Origin of the sequence: Nocardia sp. NPDC051832, from assembly GCF_040681285.1 — a bacterium.
Classification (GTDB): Bacteria; Actinomycetota; Actinomycetes; order Mycobacteriales; family Mycobacteriaceae; genus Nocardia.
The window spans coordinates 652558-668707 of record NZ_JBFAYL010000003.1 but is presented as its reverse complement, the minus strand read 5'-3'; the positions used below and the strand labels follow the sequence as shown (position 1 = coordinate 668707).

At 67.7% G+C, this 16150-nt stretch carries 15 protein-coding genes and 1 pseudogene; 8 read left to right on the top strand and 8 right to left on the bottom strand.

What is annotated here, in order from left to right; all coding sequences use genetic code 11:
* Positions 1–56: 56 nt before the first annotated feature.
* From mftG to mftA, 5 genes and pseudogenes are all read right to left on the bottom strand, one after another.
* The gene (mftG, locus tag AB0M14_RS21020; protein WP_364998988.1) at positions 57–1496 is read right to left on the bottom strand and encodes a mycofactocin system GMC family oxidoreductase MftG; all 1440 of its coding nucleotides are present in this window, start codon (positions 1494–1496) and stop codon (positions 57–59) included.
* A 75-nt stretch (positions 1497–1571) separates the two neighbouring features.
* The gene (gene mftF / locus AB0M14_RS21015) at positions 1572–2975 is read right to left on the bottom strand and encodes a mycofactocin biosynthesis glycosyltransferase MftF (protein ID WP_364997390.1); all 1404 of its coding nucleotides are present in this window, start codon (positions 2973–2975) and stop codon (positions 1572–1574) included.
* A 197-nt stretch (positions 2976–3172) separates the two neighbouring features.
* Positions 3173–4384: a mycofactocin radical SAM maturase gene (mftC, locus tag AB0M14_RS21010; protein ID WP_364998986.1), complete on the bottom strand. Its 1212-nt coding sequence runs from the start codon at positions 4382–4384 to the stop codon at positions 3173–3175.
* An 87-nt stretch (positions 4385–4471) separates the two neighbouring features.
* Positions 4472–4714 (bottom strand): annotated as a pseudogene (gene mftB, locus AB0M14_RS21005) (mycofactocin biosynthesis chaperone MftB); the annotation flags it as partial.
* A 16-nt stretch (positions 4715–4730) separates the two neighbouring features.
* On the bottom strand, positions 4731–4835 hold the full coding sequence (mftA, locus tag AB0M14_RS21000; protein ID WP_307869552.1) for a mycofactocin precursor MftA: 105 nt from the start codon (positions 4833–4835) through the stop codon (positions 4731–4733).
* Positions 4836–5082: 247 nt separating this feature from the next.
* Between mftA and mftR2 the strand changes: the two genes are divergently transcribed.
* Positions 5083–5721 (top strand): mycofactocin system transcriptional regulator MftR2, encoded by a 639-nt coding sequence (mftR2, locus tag AB0M14_RS20995; protein ID WP_364997388.1) that lies wholly within the window; start codon positions 5083–5085, stop codon positions 5719–5721.
* A 58-nt stretch (positions 5722–5779) separates the two neighbouring features.
* On the top strand, positions 5780–6835 hold the full coding sequence (locus AB0M14_RS20990) for a ferredoxin--NADP reductase (RefSeq protein ID WP_364997386.1): 1056 nt from the start codon (positions 5780–5782) through the stop codon (positions 6833–6835).
* 4 nt (positions 6836–6839) lie between these two features.
* Here the strand turns inward: AB0M14_RS20990 and AB0M14_RS20985 are convergent, their stop codons facing one another.
* On the bottom strand, positions 6840–7586 hold the full coding sequence (locus AB0M14_RS20985; protein ID WP_364997384.1) for a DNA alkylation repair protein: 747 nt from the start codon (positions 7584–7586) through the stop codon (positions 6840–6842).
* A 220-nt stretch (positions 7587–7806) separates the two neighbouring features.
* On the opposite strand from AB0M14_RS20985, the gene fusA reads away from it, so the two are divergent.
* From fusA to AB0M14_RS20970, 3 genes are all read left to right on the top strand, one after another.
* A complete protein-coding gene (fusA, locus tag AB0M14_RS20980) occupies positions 7807–9903 on the top strand; it encodes an elongation factor G (RefSeq protein WP_364997382.1) in 2097 nt (698 codons plus the stop codon).
* Between the two features lie 698 nt (positions 9904–10601).
* Positions 10602–11417, top strand: coding sequence for an alpha/beta hydrolase (locus AB0M14_RS20975; protein ID WP_364997380.1), 816 nt, complete (start codon positions 10602–10604; stop codon positions 11415–11417).
* Positions 11418–11467: 50 nt separating this feature from the next.
* A complete protein-coding gene (locus AB0M14_RS20970) occupies positions 11468–11728 on the top strand; it encodes a hypothetical protein (protein ID WP_364997378.1) in 261 nt (86 codons plus the stop codon).
* A gap of 6 nt (positions 11729–11734) precedes the next feature.
* Here the strand turns inward: AB0M14_RS20970 and AB0M14_RS20965 are convergent, their stop codons facing one another.
* Both AB0M14_RS20965 and AB0M14_RS20960 read right to left on the bottom strand, forming a co-directional pair.
* On the bottom strand, positions 11735–12376 hold the full coding sequence (locus tag AB0M14_RS20965) for a TetR/AcrR family transcriptional regulator (RefSeq protein WP_364997376.1): 642 nt from the start codon (positions 12374–12376) through the stop codon (positions 11735–11737).
* The gene (locus AB0M14_RS20960; RefSeq protein ID WP_364997374.1) at positions 12376–12732 is read right to left on the bottom strand and encodes an SPW repeat protein; all 357 of its coding nucleotides are present in this window, start codon (positions 12730–12732) and stop codon (positions 12376–12378) included. Before AB0M14_RS20960 ends, AB0M14_RS20965 begins: the two co-directional genes overlap by 1 nt.
* Positions 12733–12983: 251 nt before the next feature.
* Between AB0M14_RS20960 and AB0M14_RS20955 the strand changes: the two genes are divergently transcribed.
* The 3 genes from AB0M14_RS20955 to AB0M14_RS20945 all read left to right on the top strand — a co-directional run bounded on the left by AB0M14_RS20955 (position 12984) and on the right by AB0M14_RS20945 (position 16133).
* Positions 12984–14186 (top strand): FAD/NAD(P)-binding oxidoreductase, encoded by a 1203-nt coding sequence (locus AB0M14_RS20955; RefSeq protein WP_364997372.1) that lies wholly within the window; start codon positions 12984–12986, stop codon positions 14184–14186.
* A gap of 100 nt (positions 14187–14286) precedes the next feature.
* Positions 14287–15045 (top strand): aspartate/glutamate racemase family protein, encoded by a 759-nt coding sequence (locus AB0M14_RS20950; protein WP_364997370.1) that lies wholly within the window; start codon positions 14287–14289, stop codon positions 15043–15045.
* 170 nt (positions 15046–15215) lie between these two features.
* Positions 15216–16133 (top strand): type IV toxin-antitoxin system AbiEi family antitoxin domain-containing protein, encoded by a 918-nt coding sequence (locus tag AB0M14_RS20945; RefSeq protein WP_364997368.1) that lies wholly within the window; start codon positions 15216–15218, stop codon positions 16131–16133.
* Positions 16134–16150 lie beyond the last annotated feature (17 nt).

The following is a 16150-nucleotide window of genomic DNA, read 5'->3' as shown; positions in this document are numbered from 1 at the left end:
TTGTCTGCCAGGTCACATCCGGTTAGGATCACCGAGTTTTGTGACCTGCACGTCTTTCACACCCGTTCGAGAAGGCCCGAGGCGGCCCGTTCGGCAATCATCAGCACGGTGGCTTGCGGCCCCCGGCTCAGCGGCACCGGAACCACCGCCAGATCCACCACCGCCAATCCGGACAGACCATGCACGCGGAACCGCTGGTCCACCACCGCGTTTTCGTCGGTCGCCGGTCCCATCCGGCAGGTGCCGGACAAATGCTGGGAAGTCCCGAGATTTGCGCGTAACCAGGAATTATCGGGGGGCCGGACCGGCACCGCGGCACCGGGAATTCCGCGCAGTAGCTCCGTCGCGACGCCCACCGCCGCCCGCAACCGCTCGCGGTCGTACTCGGCTGCGAGGTAGCGATAATCGATGCTCGGTGCGACCGCCGGATCGGCCGAGACCAGCCGCAACTCCCCCGCCGAGCGCGGCCGCATCAAGGCGACGCCGAGCCGCCGGGTTTCCGGATCCGGCCCGAAACCCACTGCGTATGGGCGTATTTCGACGTCCCCGAGCGCAAGCACATATTCCAGTGCGACAGTGTCCGAGGCCGGCGCCGTGCCGCCCCGGTAGTCGATGCCGATCTCCGGGTGGTCGGTGAACCAGGCGCCGACCGGAGCCGCACACACCACCGGAATATCCAGCGCTCGAAGCTGTTCGGGCGGCCCGACCCCGGAGCGCAGCAACAATGCCGCCGATTCCACCGCGCCCGCGCACAACACGATGCGATCCGCCTCGATCGTGCCCGGCCGCCCGTCCCGCACAAAGTCGACGCCGACCGCCCGAGTACCGCGAAACCGAATGCGAGTCACCATTGTCGCGCCCCGGACCGTCAGATTCGGCCGGGTCGACGCGGGCAGCAGATACTCGGTCGCGGATCCCGCGCGCATTCCGGAATCGACATTGCACGGCACCGGTCCCACGCCGGTGTCCGGCAGCGTCTCCGGTAGCGCGTTCAGGTCCGGTATTTCCGGAAACCCCGCCGCCAGTGCCGCCGTCGCGAATTCGACACTCACCGGTACCGGATCTACGGCCCGCCGAACCGGAATCGGACCGCCGCTGCCGTGCCCGGGTAACTCGCCGTAATCAAGATCGCGCTCTATTTGCTGATACCCCGGCAGCACCGCCTCGAAAGACCATTCCGGGCACTGCCGGCCCCACGCCGCGAAGTCCCGCGCGAGCGCGCGGACGAAGTAACCGCCGTTGATCGCGCACGAGCCGCCGAGCACTCTGCCGCGCACGATATTTCCCTCGACCGGCCCCTCCGCCAGGCGCACCGGATACCGCCACACCCACGGCGAGGCCGGGCCGATCGGCATCCGGCCCGCCAGCCGCAGGTCCGCGGGGAACTCCGCGGCGCGGGCCCACACCGGGCCCGCCTCCAGCAGGCACACGGTGTGGTCCGGATCCGCGCTGAGCCGAGCCGCCAGCACACACCCCGCGGTACCGCCGCCGACGATGACCGTGCCAGGCCGATCCGGCCCACCCCTTCGGCTATGTCTCCCGCCGTCCCCCGGGGCTACCGCGTCCATCGATCAGTGCGGTGGCGCCGTGGGTTTCAACGCCTCGACGCTGCGCGCCCGGTAGGCGCCGAGCCACAGCCCGGACCCGTAGGCGATGTCGTCGAGCCGCTTGTAGGCGATATAGCGGAATGGATCCAGCCCGCCGGCATCCCGATGGGTGAACCAATCCGCCAACCCGTCGGCCAGCGCCAAGGTGATCGCGATCCGCCGGATCCGCCGCGAGAACAGCATCGCCAGCAAGGTCACCGGCCAGTAGTGCCGGCACACCGCCGACGCCAAACGCCATATGCCGGAGAAGAATCCGCGCGACAGATAGATCGCCGCGATCCGGGTCGGATTGTCCAGCCCGGCGAAGACGCGGCGGAGCCGCACCAGCGCCGTCACGAGGGTGATCACACCGCCGAACAGTCCCCACTTCGACAAGGTGCCGAACAGGAACGCGGCGACCACCGTCCAGGTCGGCAGCGACAGCGGCGTCACCATGCCGGGCTCGTGCCGGTGCGCCAGCGGCGCGGCCCCGGTGCCGTAGAACATCTTTCGGCCGAACCAGGACCGGAAGGAGACGCGGTGGTCGTGCGCCACGTGCGCGGCCGGCTCGTAGCGCAGCCGCCAGCCCGACTTCTCCAGCCGCCAGCACAGATCGACGTCCTCGGCCACCTGCATGGACTCGTCGAAGCCGCCCTCGGCCAGCAGCGCCCGCCGCCGCACCAGCAACGCCGCGCTCGGCACATAGGACACCAGCCCGCGGGAGTGCACGGCGGACTCGCGCCGGCCCAGATCCAGCGACGAGCGGGTGTGCTCGTAGCGGGCCAGCGTGGTGGACTCCGGATCCAGCGCCACGATGCGCGGCGCGACCAGCGCCACGCCCGGATCGCTGAAGTGCCCGAGCATCACCTCGAGCCAGCCGCTGCGCGGCACCACGTCGGAGTCCAGGAAGGCGACGAAGTCCGTTGTCGCCGCGCGTAGTCCGGCATTGCGCGCGGCGGCCGGACCTTGCCGGCGATCGTGCCGCAGCACCGTCACCCGGCAGCGCGTCCCGCGATTGCGCGGGATCTGCACCGGCTGATCCGAGCCGTCGTCGACGACGATCACGTTGTGGCCGCGTAGCGCCGCCAGCAAACGCACGAGACCCTCGGCGTTGTTGTACAGCGGCACGATAACTGTCACGTCCTCCAGCGAGGGCAGCAACCGCGGACGCGGATTACCCACACCGGAGTCGAGCAGTCGCCGGGCAACGCTGGCGGACTTCGGATCGGTGACCTCGAGATACCCGTCGCCGATCATCTCGGCCGCCTCCGGGGCAAGTCGCAGCAACCGTGCGGGCGAGCCGCCGATCAGGATGCGGCCCCCGGAGTACGCACGTACTCGTGGATCGATCCGTACCCCGAATCCATCGGGCAGACGATCTTGGCGCATTCCTGGCATGCTAGGCGGGTTTTCACGCGTAAGCATCATTGGCACCCGGAATCGGACGGAAATCTTTGCGCGTGCGTTGCGATGTGATTGCCACGGCGCAGATTCCACCATTCAGCAAACCAATGGCAATTGAAGGCGCCCGGCGCGTCGGCCCATCAGTTTCCCGATGCCAGCGCATTACTGGCAACTCGGACATTTCAGCCCAGCGGACTCTCGTCGCAGGACCGCGACGGCCGACGGGTGGTGAGCGTCAACGGAATCGGCCCGGACTTGCGCGGCTTTCGCGCGGTCTTGCGCGAATGGTCCACCGAGGAACGCGGAATCGTGCGTCCCGAATCCGCCAGCGCCGCCTCGCCGTATCCCTGAACGCATTCCGGGTCGGGGCCGTCGGCGGGCAGTCCGGTGAAGAACTTCGCCGCCATGCAGCCACCCCGGCACGCGTCGTAGTGCGCGCAACTGGAGCAGGCGCCACCGCCGCTGGGCGTACGCAGCTCCGAGAACAGCTCCGAGGTGCTCCACACACTCTGGAAACCGCCGTCGGACACCACATTTCCGGCCAGGAAGGTGTCGTGGATGGCGAACGGGCAGGCATAGACGTCGCCCACCGGATCCACCAGGCACACCACCCGGCCCGCGCCGCACATATTGAGGCCGGGCAGGGCCTCGCCGAACGCGGACAGATGGAAGAACGAGTCGCCGGTGAGCACACCGTCGCCGTTGGCCACCAGCCAGTCGTAGAGCATGCGCTGCTGGTCCTGGGTGGGGTGCAGCTCGTCCCACACGTCCGCGCCGCGACCGGAGGGCCGCAGGCGGGTCAAACGCAGTGTGGCGCCGTACTTGTCGGCGATGGCCTTGAACTCGTCGAGCTGCGGGATGTTGTGGCGGGTCGCCACCACCGACAGCTTCGCGTCCTTGAATCCGGCCGCGGCCAGGTTCTCCAGCGCGCGGATCGCCATGTCGTAGGAGCCCGGACCGCGAACCGCGTCGTTGACCGCCGCGTCGGCGCCGTCCAGCGAAATCTGGACATCCACATAGTCACTCGCGGCCAGCCGCTGCGCGACTTCCGGCGTGATCCGAACACCGTTGGTGGAGAACTTGACTCCGACATCGTGCGCGGTGGCGTAATCGACGAGCTCCCAGAAGTCCGGTCGCACAGTCGGTTCGCCGCCGCCGATGTTGACGTAGAAGATCTGCATGCGCTGGAACTCGTCGATCAGCGCCTTGCACTGTTCGGTGCTGAGCTCGCGCGGATCCCGCCGGCCCGAGGAGGACAGGCAGTGCACGCAGGAAAGATTGCAGGCGTAGGTCAGTTCCCAGGTCAGGCAGATCGGGGCGGCCAGACCGGTTTCGAACCGATCAATGAGTCGCACGGCCTTGTCCGCGGCGGCACCGTCCGACCGCGGGACCACCCCCGCATCAGGCCGGACGGCATGCGCCGGCGCGGGCACAACGCCCGCGGCACCGGCCACACGCGCCGGCGCGCCGACGATCATCTCACCCTCGGCCAGTTGCGCAAGCGCACGCAGGTACGGCGCGGCGCGATCGCCGGAGATCCCGGCCGCCTCCAGTGCCGTACGAGCCGTGCCGTGTTCGGGCAGCGATCGCACGATCTCGACGATCTTCGGGTTCTTCAGGAAGGACAGCTTGCGCGTGCCGAAGTGATAGAGCAGCGCGCCGAACGGCTCGGGCCGGAGCGAGACCCGGGGATGCAGCTGCCAAGGGGTATCGAGATCGAGCATTCTGGTCACCGCCGGATCAGTAGACGCCGCACATGCCGTCGATGGAGACCTCTTCGATGAGGGTTTCCTCGACGAGCTCGGCGCTCTCGGTGTCGCTCGGTGCGTGGAACGTGTGCATCATGACAACCTCCGTGTGTGTAGTACCAGTCACACGATAGCCAGAAGCGGTACAAAAATGAAACACGTTCCAATCGATGGGACTGTTTCTTGCGACCGCGCGGGCGGCTGCCCAGGCTCGGGCCATGCTCCCCAGTCCGCCCCCAGCACCCTGCGCGAGGACCGCCCCGGTAGTCCGCACTCTAGACTTCCGGTGGAAAGCAGCTGAACAGAACGTGACGGGCGCCACACGCCCGCGGTGCAGAGGTGGCATGGGAGTCGGACGGATGCAGGCCAGCGGGAGCGGCAATACGCTGTCGGAGCCGGAGATCGTCGAAGCCGCATTGCGTGTGGTTCGCGAAGACGGCGTGGAGAAATTGTCCATGCGGCGACTCTCCCGCGAACTAGGCGTCTCCCCCATGGCGCCGTACTACTACGTCGCCGACAAACGCGAGCTGCTGGACCTGGTCGCCTCCGCCGCGCTGGCCGGAGTGCGCAAGCCACCACCGGAATCCGGGCCCTGGCAGCAGCGGCTGCGCGAGCTCATCGATCAGATCGACGAGAAGCTGCGCAAGCATCCCGGACTCGGCGATGTGCTGATCGAGCAGATGCTCGGCAAACAGCTGGACCTGATCGCCGCGATCATGGAGATCCTGGCCGAGGCCGGGTTCAGCGATCGCAATGTGCTCGCCGCGTACGCGACCATCCACACCTATCTCTTCGGCCGCAGCCGGGTGAACCCGCGCGACCGCTCGCCCATCTCGGATGTGGCGCTGCCGGAGGTGGTGGACCGGGCCACGAAGTACATCACCGACCTGCGCGGGCGCTATGCCTACGACTTCGGCATGGAGGTTCTCATCGCCGGTCTGGAGGCTCAGCTTGTCCGGCAGCCCGACCCCGACGTACGATGAAACTGAAACACGTTCTAGTTTTGGCCCCAGGCCACCAGACCACGTTCGAGAGGCAGCGATGACAACGGTCGAAGTTCCCCACGGCTCCCGCTCCGTCGTGCTGCGGGTCGCCGCGGTGATCGAGGAAACCGCCGATACCTGTTCGCTGGTCTTCGACGTCCCCGAGGAGTCGCGCGCGAAGTTCGACTACAAGCCGGGCCAGTTCCTGACCCTGCGCGTACCGAGCGACCAGACCGGCTCGGTGGCGCGCTGCTACTCGCTGGCGAGTTCGCCCTACACCGACGACAAGCCGAAGGTCACGGTCAAGCGGACCGAGGGCGGGTACGGCTCGAACTGGCTGTGCGACAACGTCAAAGCGGGCGACCAGCTCGAAGTCCTGCCGCCCTCCGGCGTTTTCACGCCCAAGAACCTGGACGAGGACCTGCTGCTGTTCGGCGCGGGCAGCGGCATCACCCCGGTGATGTCGATCCTGAAGTCGGCGCTCGCGCGCGGCGACGGCCGCATCGTGCTGGTGTACGCCAATCGCGACCCGCACGGGGTGATCTTCGCCGACGAACTGCGCGAGCTGTCGGACAAGCACACCCAGCGGCTCACCGTTATCCACTGGCTCGAGCACCTGCAGGGCCTGCCGTCCGTGGACGGACTTGCCACGCTGGTCCAGCCGTACACCTCCTACGAGGCGTTCATGTGCGGGCCCAAGCCGTTCATGGATCGGGTGCACGACGCGCTCGCCCAGCTCGAGGTGCCGCGCAACCGCACGCACGCCGAAGTCTTCAACTCCCTCGCCGGCGACCCGTTCGCGGATCAGGCGCCCGCCGAGGTCTCCGACGAGGAGGCCGCCGACGCCGCCACCGTCGAGGTGGAGCTCGACGGCGAGGTGCACCAGCTGTCCTGGCCGCGCAAGCAGACGCTGGTCGACATCATGCTCTCCAAGGGCCTGGACGTGCCCTACTCCTGCCAGGAGGGCGAGTGCGGGTCGTGCGCCTGCACCGTGCTGGAAGGCAAAGTGGAGATGGAGAATGCGGAGATCCTCGATCCCGAGGACATCGAGAACGGCTACATCCTCGGCTGCCAGGCGCGGCCGGTGACCGACCACCTCAAGATCCAGTTCTGAGCGATCAGCGCGCGCGGTAGTGCGCGCGCTGATCCGGCGTCAGATGCTCGGTCGCGTAACTCAAAGCGGTGCGGCCCATCCGGGCCGCGTGCTTGTCGAGGAAACCGATCAGCAGCAGCCGGTCGACGCGCTTGCCTACCTCGCGCAGCATCCAGCCGACGGCTTTCTGGATCAGATCGCGGCGGTCGTCCAGGAGTTGTTCGGCGAGTTCGAAGGTGGTCGACGCGTCGCCCGCCTTGATGAAAGCGAACGTCGAGAGCATGGCGACGCGGCGCTCCCAGAGCGAATCCGACTGTGCCAGTTGGAAAAGCAGATCCCGGGGGCGCTCGAGCAGCCACGGTCCGACGATGTTCTCGGCCGAGACGTCGACCAGATCCCAGTTGTTGACCCGGCCGCGCCGCACCGCGTCCAGATAGAACTGGACCATCTCTTCCTGCGCGGCCACATCCAGGGTGCGCGGCTTCGCGGCCTTGGCGAACCGGGCGTTGAGAATGACCAGACCGGCCAGCCGCTCCTCGTGCACCGGGCTGTCCAGCAGGTCCTCGAGCTCGGAGAGCGGCAGTCCCGCAAAGCGTTTCGCGACGGCGCGGGTGGCCGGCACGCGGACGCCGAGGAACACATCGCCCTCGCCGTACTCCCCGGGCCCGGTCTTGAAGAACCGCTGCAGATGGATCGCGTCGGCGGGATCGGCGACTTCCGCCAGCGCCGCCCGCACCTGTGCGGCCGTCAGTTCTCCAGTCACGAACAACATCCAACACCCGGTTCGAATATTCGGTCGACAAGACCCGCCGGGGCCGGTAGACATGGGGGCATGGTTACAGCACGTCCGCATTCGCGGTAGTTACGGCAGGTGTCTCGCAGGCGCGCTGTCGCAGCGCCGCAGACCGACTGCTCGTGCCGTCCCCCGGAACGCACCACCTAGGCGAGCGTCTACCAACAGACGAAACCAGTTGATGGAGTGGGGGATTCCCATGACGCGTGCAATGGCCACCGATCTGGGCCGGGTCCGGAATATCGGCATCATGGCGCATATCGATGCGGGCAAGACGACGACCACCGAACGCATCCTGTACTACACCGGCGTCACCTACAAGATCGGCGAGGTGCACGACGGCGCCTCCGCCATGGACAAGATGCCGCAGGAGCAGGAGCACGGCATCACCATCGCCGCCGCGGCGACCACATGTTTCTGGACCGACAACCAGATCAACATCCTCGACACCCCGGGCCACGTCGACTTCACCGTCGAGGTGGAGCGCTCGCTGCGGGTGCTCGACGGCGCGGTCGCGGTCTTCGACGCCAAGGAAGGCGTTGAGCCGCAGTCCGAGCAGGTGTGGCGGCAGGCCGACCGGTACGACGTGCCCCGGATCTGCTTCGTCAACAAGATGGACAAGCTCGGTGCGGATTTCTTCTACACCGTGCGCACCATCCAGGAGCGGCTGGGCGCGAAACCCCTTGTGGTGCAACTGCCGATCGGCGCCGAGGACACCTTCGAAGGCGTCGTCGACCTGATCGGCATGCGGGCCCTGCTGTGGCGCGGCGAGACCGAGCTCGGTGAGCGCTACGAGATCGCCGAGATCCCGGAGCAGCTGCGCGAACTCGCCGGACGGTACCGGCACGAGCTGCTGGAGACCGTCGCCGAAACCGATGAGGCGTTGCTGGAGAAGTACTTCGGCGGCGCGGAACTGTCGGTAGCGGAGATCAAGGGCGCGATCCGTCACCTGACGGTGCGGTCGGCGGCCTATCCGGTGCTGTGCGGTTCGGCGTTCAAGAACAAGGGCGTGCAGCCACTGCTCGACGCGGTGGTCGACTACCTGCCCTCGCCCTTGGACGCTGGTGTGGCAGTGGGACATTCGCCGGTCGACGAAGCCGTGGCCGTGCACCGCGCACCCGAGAGCACCGCGCCGTTCGCGGCGCTGGCGTTCAAGGTGTCGGCGCATCCGTTCTTCGGCAAGCTCACCTACCTGCGGGTGTACTCCGGCCGCGCCGGCACCGGCACCGCGGTCGTCAACTCGACGAAAGGACGAAAGGAGCGCCTGGGCAAGCTGTTCCAGATGCACTCGAACACCGAGAACCCGATCCAGGAGGCGACGGCCGGGCAGATCTGCGCGGTGATCGGACTGAAGGACACCACCACCGGTGACACCCTGTGCGACCCGCACGACCAGATCGTGCTCGAATCCATGACCTTCCCGGACCCGGTCATCCAGGTGGCCATCGAACCGAGAACCAAGTCCGATCAGGAGAAGCTGGGCGCCGCCATCGCGCGCCTGGCCGACGAGGATCCGACCTTCTCGGTCAAGGTGGACGCCGAGACCGGGCAGACCGTCATCGGCGGCATGGGCGAGTTGCACCTCGACATCCTGGTCGACCGCATGAAGCGGGAGTTCCGGGTCGAGGCCAACGTCGGCAAGCCGCAGGTGGCCTACCGCGAAACCATCACGGCCGCGGTGGACCGGCACGAGTACACCCATCGCAAGCAGCAGGGTGGACACGGCCAGTTCGCCAAAGTCGTGATCGCGGTGGCGCCTTTCGCGGGCGAGGACGGCGCGGTCTACGAGTTCGAGAGCCGGGTCACCGGCGGGCGGGTGCCGCGGGAATACATTCCCGCGGTCGACGCCGGTGCGCAAGATGCTTTGCGCACCGGAGTGCTGGCCGGGTATCCGATGATGAATGTGCGGGTGGCGCTGCTCGACGGCGCCGCGCACGTACAGGATTCCTCGGAGCTGGCGTTCCGCACCGCGGGCGCGCAGGCAGTGCGCCAGGCGATCGCCAAGGCGCATCCGGCACTGCTGGAGCCGATCATGGCCGTGGAAGTCGTCACCCCGGAGGCCTACCTGGGTGATGTCATCGGCGACCTGAACTCCCGGCGCGGCCAGGTGCAGGCGATGACGCAGCGTCGAGGCGCGCGCGTCATCCGGGCCCGGGTGCCGCTGAAGGAGATGTTCGGCTACATCGGTGACCTGCGTTCCAAGACGCAGGGCCGGGCGAACTACGCCATGGTCTTCGACTCCTACGCGCAGGTCCCCGCGGCCGTCGCCAAGGAGATCATCGCGAAGGCCGGCTGACAACAGGACAGCGCCGCCGCTTGTTCGGCGGCGGCGCTGTCCTGATTGCCCAGGCGTGTCGCGGGTACGTGTCGTAGTAGCGACCCGATAACCCGGCTACCCCACCGGTGCGGGAAGGACACGGAAGAATGGCAAGCTCAGGTCGTTGCCCGGAGTGCGGGCACGACGGAATACCGATTTTGTATGGACTACCGATCGCCACAGCGCGAGTCATGGCGGTCCGCGGGCAGCTCCGACTAGGGGGCTGCGTGGTGTCGGCCGATGACCCACAATGGGAATGCTCGCAATGCGGGCAGCTCTGGCAAGACCAGGAAGGCGCGGCTCGCGCACTCTCAGCCCTGTTCGCACGGCCCCAGGAAGTCAGCCCCGCCCCCCGCCGCCGCAAACGACGCTGGTCCGGCCTACGCAGGTTTCACGAAGCCGAGGTTCAATAGTGGCTGCGATGCGCTGCTAGGGAGATCGAATGCCCCACTGTCCCCGGTGCGAGACCGAAGGAATCCCCATCCTCTACGGTCCTGTCATTTTCCTACCGGAACTCCTCGACCCGCTCGACGACGGTCTGTACGCCTACGGAACCGGGCCTGGTCCGGATCCGCGCTGGGCCTGCCCTGCTTGCGAATATCGTTGGGGGACATCCGAACCTGTCGGTGACCGCGAGTAGTCTCGGATTTACGTACTACAAAGCGTAGGAGGAACTGATGGGCCGATCCACCCTCGCCGCGGAACTGGCAGTCGCCGAAGGCACACTGAAGCACGGGTTGCCTTATCTTGCAATGGGTTCCGGGGACCCGCTGGTGTTCCTGCGCTGGTTCTCCGCCGATCACGCCAACCCGACCGGATGGATGCGGGACGCCGAGCTCAAGGCGCTCGCACCGCTGGCCCGCAACTTCCGCGTCTACGCCGTCGGGCGTGCGCCGGGCATGGCGGCGGGCACCACCATGGCCGACATCGCGACGCAGCACGCGGAGGCGTTGCGTACCGAATTCGGCGGTGCCGTAGATGTTCTCGGCATTTCTTCCGGCGGTTCGGTGGCGCTGCAATTGGCAGCTGATCACCCCGAGGCCGTGCGCAAGCTCGTCATCGCTTCCTCCGGTTACCGGCTGGAGCGTGCCGCGTCCGATTCACAGGTGAAGTTCGGCGAGGCGGCCGCACGCGGCGAACGTGCGCTGCACCACATGGCTTCGGTCGGCTTCGCCAATCCGGTGGTGGCCCGTCTCGCCGCCGCCGGAATGTGGCTGCTGGACCCGCTGGCCCGCCCGAAGAACCCCGCCGACACCCTCGCCTTCGTCCTTGCCGAAGACGCTTTCGACCTCGACGGCCGGCTCGCCGATGTCACAGCCCCGACTCTGGTGATCGGCGGCGAGCGCGACGGCTTCTATCCGGTCGAGAACTTCCGGCGCACCGCGGACGGAATCCCCCACTCGCACTTGATCATCTATCCCGGCGCCGGTCACATGGGCGCGATCAAACACCCGCGCTTCGCGCCGGATGTCACCGGCTTCCTCACTCGGTAGGGCAAACCGGGCGACACCGGCCAGTGCACCCCGGGGTGCACACTGAACAGATGGCCGAACACGCAAACTGTCCGCAGTGCGGCACCGACGGAATCCCGATCATCTACGGCTTTCCCTCCGCCGCGGTGATGGACAAGGTCGAGGCCGGCCTAGCGCAAATGGGCGGCTGCGTGATCACCGGCACCGAACCCCGCTGGGCCTGCCCGTCCTGTCAGCATCGCTGGCGCACCGACGCCCCCGGCCAGGTCGCGCGCACGGACACTCCCGAACTCCGGCGCGTGGCCCCTTCCCACCGGCGCGAAACCTGGTAGAGCCGGTCAACCCAACTGCGTCATACCGGCCGCCACCACCTGGGCGATATTCAGAATCTCATCGGCGTGCGGCAGCGACACCCCGTCCAACGCCTGCAGGCGATCGGTACTCGCCATGGCGAACATCGCCGAGACCCAGGCCGTCGCACAAGCTTTCACCGTGCCGGGCCGCACCTTGGTCGGCGCACTGGCCTCCAGCACCTTGACGGTCAGCTCCAGCAGCTGATCCCGCAGCTGACGCAGCTGCAGACGGACATCCGGATGCGTATCGGCCTCGCGCCACATGATCACGCGCAGCACCGAGGAATGGTGGTCGCGAAGATTGAGCGCGGCATCCAGGTTGACGAGACTGGCCGCGGGATCGCCGGGCGCGACGACAGTGCCGATGTCGTCGATCGGCTGTGCGGGCACGCGTTCGGCCATGAGGGCCGACAGGATCGCGTCCTTGGTCGGGAAGTAGTAGAAAACAAGGCCTTTCGGGACCCCGGCCGCGGCGGCCAGCGCTGCCGTCGGCGTCGCGTCGAATCCCTTGGCGGCGAAAAGCCTTTCGGCGGCATCCAGAATGAGCTGTCGAGCGTCGCCGTCCACTTTCGCGCTACGGCGACGCCCGGCTCGATCCCCCCGTCGAGGGGGTTTCGGCATCTGCATCAGTGGTGCGGCGCCATGTTGTGCAGGCGACCCGACACCGTCGGCAGCGCCGCCACCGCGACCACTACCGTCGCTACCCCGACTACCCATGCGGTCCAGGATGCGCCGGAGTAGGCGGTGAAGTCCAACACCCAGGGCGACAGGAACAGCAGCGCGCCGAACAGCGCCATCGCGTAGTCGAGCGCCGCCATGGACGCGCGGTAGATCTGCGCCAGACCGGTCAGCGCGATCAGCGCGCCGAGGATGATCAGCGCCCAGAACGCGTTGTCGTTGGTCGCGACCCAGAGGGTGGACAGTGCGGCGATTACGCCGAGTGCGACGGCAAGGCCGTCCTGTGCACGGCTATCGGTGAACATGGTGTGCCTCCTAAAGGCTTCGAAACTGTTCGTACCTCCCGGTATAGACCTGATTGACCGCCCGATCAATACTCTTTTGGCTACGGTTTCGCACCGACACCCAGATGTGACTGCCCACACAATCCGGCAAACCAAGCAACCGTTAGGGTGAGAATCGTGGACGCACGGACAGCGAGGTTGCACCGAGGCCGCGCGCGGGTATCCCAGTTTCCGGCGGGTCACACCGTCCTGGCATCGAAAGGTAGGGCGGTATGACAGCGCCGATTGTGATCGTCGGAGCCGGATTGGCCGGATTGCGTTCCGCCGAGGAGTTGCGCCGCGCGGGTTACGCGGGCGGAATCGTCCTGATCGGCGAGGAATCCCGGCTGCCCTACGACCGCCCGCCGCTGTCCAAGCAGTTCGTGCGCGGTGAAACCGACGACACCACGCTGCGGCCCGCCGAGTTCTTCGACGAGAACCAGATCGAGCTGCGACTCGACACCGCGGCGGTCGGCGTGGACACCGCCGCCCGCCAGGTCCGCCTCGCCGACGGCAGCCTGCTCGACTACGACCAGCTGATCATCGCCACCGGCCTGCGTCCGCGCCGGCTGCCCGGACTGCCGGACCTGAAGGGCGTGCACGTCCTGCGCGATCACACCGACGCCTCGACCTTGCGCGCCGAATTGGCCGGCGCGAAAAAGGCTCTCGTGGTCGGCGCCGGATTCATCGGCTGCGAGGTGGCGGCCAGCTTCCGGGCCGGCGGCGTCGAAGTCGTGCTCGTCGAACCCCAGCCGACACCGCTGGCCTCGGTGCTCGGCGAACAGGTCGGCGCGCTGGTCGCGCGCATGCACCGGGCCGAGGGCGTCGACCTGCGCTGCAACACCGGTCTGGACACCTTCCTCGCCGACGACTCCGGCCGCGTGCGCGGCGCCCGGCTCTCCGACGGCGCCGAGATCCCCGCCGACCTCGTCGTCATCGGCGTCGGCTCCCGGCCCGTCACCGACTGGCTGGCCGGCTCCGGTATCGAACTCGCCGAACCCGCCGTCGGCGGCGGTGTCCTCACCGACGAGGTCGGACGCACCTCCGCCCCCGGCGTCTGGGCGGTCGGCGACGTCGCCGCCTGGCTGCACGACACCGGCCACCGCAAGCGCGTCGAACACTGGACCAACGCGGGCGAACAGGCCAAACTCCTCAGCTGCGCCCTGCTCGGCCTCGCGGCGCCCACCGCCGCCCAGGTGCCGTACTTCTGGAGCGACCAATACGAGGTAAAGATCCAAGCCCTCGGCACCCCCAACGCCGCCGACGACGTCACCATCGTCAGCGACGACGGCCGCAAATTCCTCGTCTACTACTCCCAAGACGGCATCCTCACCGGCGTCGTCGGCGCCGGCCTCACCGCCAAGGTCATGAAAACCCGCGCCAAACTGGCCACCCGCACCCCGGTCACCGAACTCCTCACCCCGGCCACCACCTAGACCCGACCGCACCGCCCGGCCGCGGTTCGCGCCGGATGGCTTATGGGAACGCTAAGGCTTCGATGGGGGTGCGGCGGAGGCACTGTAATACGGTGGTCAGGTGATCGTCGCGCTCATCGATTCCGGGTTGGGGCTGCTACCCACGGCCGCGTGGCTGCGCAAACTGCGGCCCGAGGTCGATCTGCTGCTGCAGTCCGACCCGGACGGCGCGCCCTGGGGACCGAAGCCGGAACAGTGGGTGGCCGACCGGGTCGTCGAAGCGGCGCGGAACTCGCTGCGGCACGGGGCGCAGGTCATCGTGCTGCCCTGCAACACGGCCAGCGTCACCGCCCTGGAGCACGTCCGCGCCGAAGTCGGCCCCGGCGTACCGGTGGTCGGCACCGTCCCCGCTATCAAACCCGCTGCGGCCGTCTGCAATTCGGTGGCGGTGTGGGCGACCGCGGCCACCACCGCCAGCAAGTACCAAGCCAACCTGATCGCCCAGTTCGCCGGTGACGCCAAGGTCGTCGGCGTCGCCTGCCACGGCCTGGCCGACGCGATCGATCGCGGCGACCTCACCGCCGCAAAGGAATCCATCGCCCGCGCCGCCGAACAATCGCCCGCCGACGTCGAAGGCGTAGTCCTCGGCTGCACCCACTACCCCTTGGTCATCGACGAAATCATCGCCGCCCTCCCACCCGGCGTCCGACTCTTCGACAGCGCCCAAGCCGTAGCCGCCCAAACCCTCCGCCGCCTCGACGCCCTCAACCTCCCCCCGGGCACCGGCGAAGTCACCGTCCTCACCAGCGGTCGCCCCGGCACCCTCCCCTCCTCGGCCGCCCATTTCGAACCCGGCCGCCTCCTCGGCGCCAAACCCTGACGCCGCAAGGCCGCTCTCAGATTCTCTTTTCCGACGTCTGGATGGCACCGGACCGACAGCCGAACTCATTGCAATGCATCGGGATTCGCAGTTATCCACAGGGCGGAAGTTATCCACAGGGGCGGGTTGAATCACCTGATGCCGGAGTGGGAGTGGCGCACTATTGCGGCATGACCGAGGAACTGTTGCTTCGCAAAACCGCGTTGGAGCGCGGTGTCACGGATTACGCCTTGCGCCGGGCCTGTGCGAGTGGCCGGCTGACGCGGTTGCGCCCCGGCGCGTACGCGTATTCGAACGGACCCGCTGATCCGTACGGACGGCATCGGCTGGCGATCAGAGCGGCGGCGAGGGCTGTCGGTGCGGGTGTCGCGATCAGTCATCAATCGGCGGCGGTGTTGCACGGATTGCCGCTGCTCGAACCGCCCGGCGGACAAGTGCATGCGACTGTGAATCGGGTGACCGGTGGGCGCCTGACGAAAAGCCTGCACCTGCACAGCACGCGATACGACGCGGACGAGGTGGTGCTCGTCGACGGAATCTTGACGACGACTCCGGCCCGGACAGTCGCGGATTTGGCCCGAACCACCTCGTTCTGCGCGGCCGTAGTCACCGGCGACGCGGCGATGCGAACCTACGCGCTCGCCACCGACCAGCTGATCGACGCCCTCCAGCGCTGGCACCGCCGGCGCGGTTTGTCGCAGGCCCGGCAGGCCATCCTCTTCATGGATCCGCGCAGCGAAAGCCCCGGCGAATCACGCAGCCGCGTCGCCATGCACTACGCCTTCCTCCCCACACCCGAGCTGCACACCGAAATCCGCGATGAGCACGGCAATTTCGTCGCCCGCGTGAACTTCTTCCTCCCCCAGCACAACGTGATCGGCGAATTCGACGGCCAATCCAAAGACGGCCGCGAAGACGCGCTCCGCGACCTCGGCGGCCAATTCGTCCGCTGGACCACCTCCGACCTGGACGACTTCACCGCCACCGCCACCCGCTGGCGCCGAGCCATCGCCCGCTCCGCCACCGCCCCACCCCCACGCTGGCAAATCCAACGCCAGCCCGCACGAACCACGCAGGCGGATGCGTGACTCGGTGGGGCGGTGAG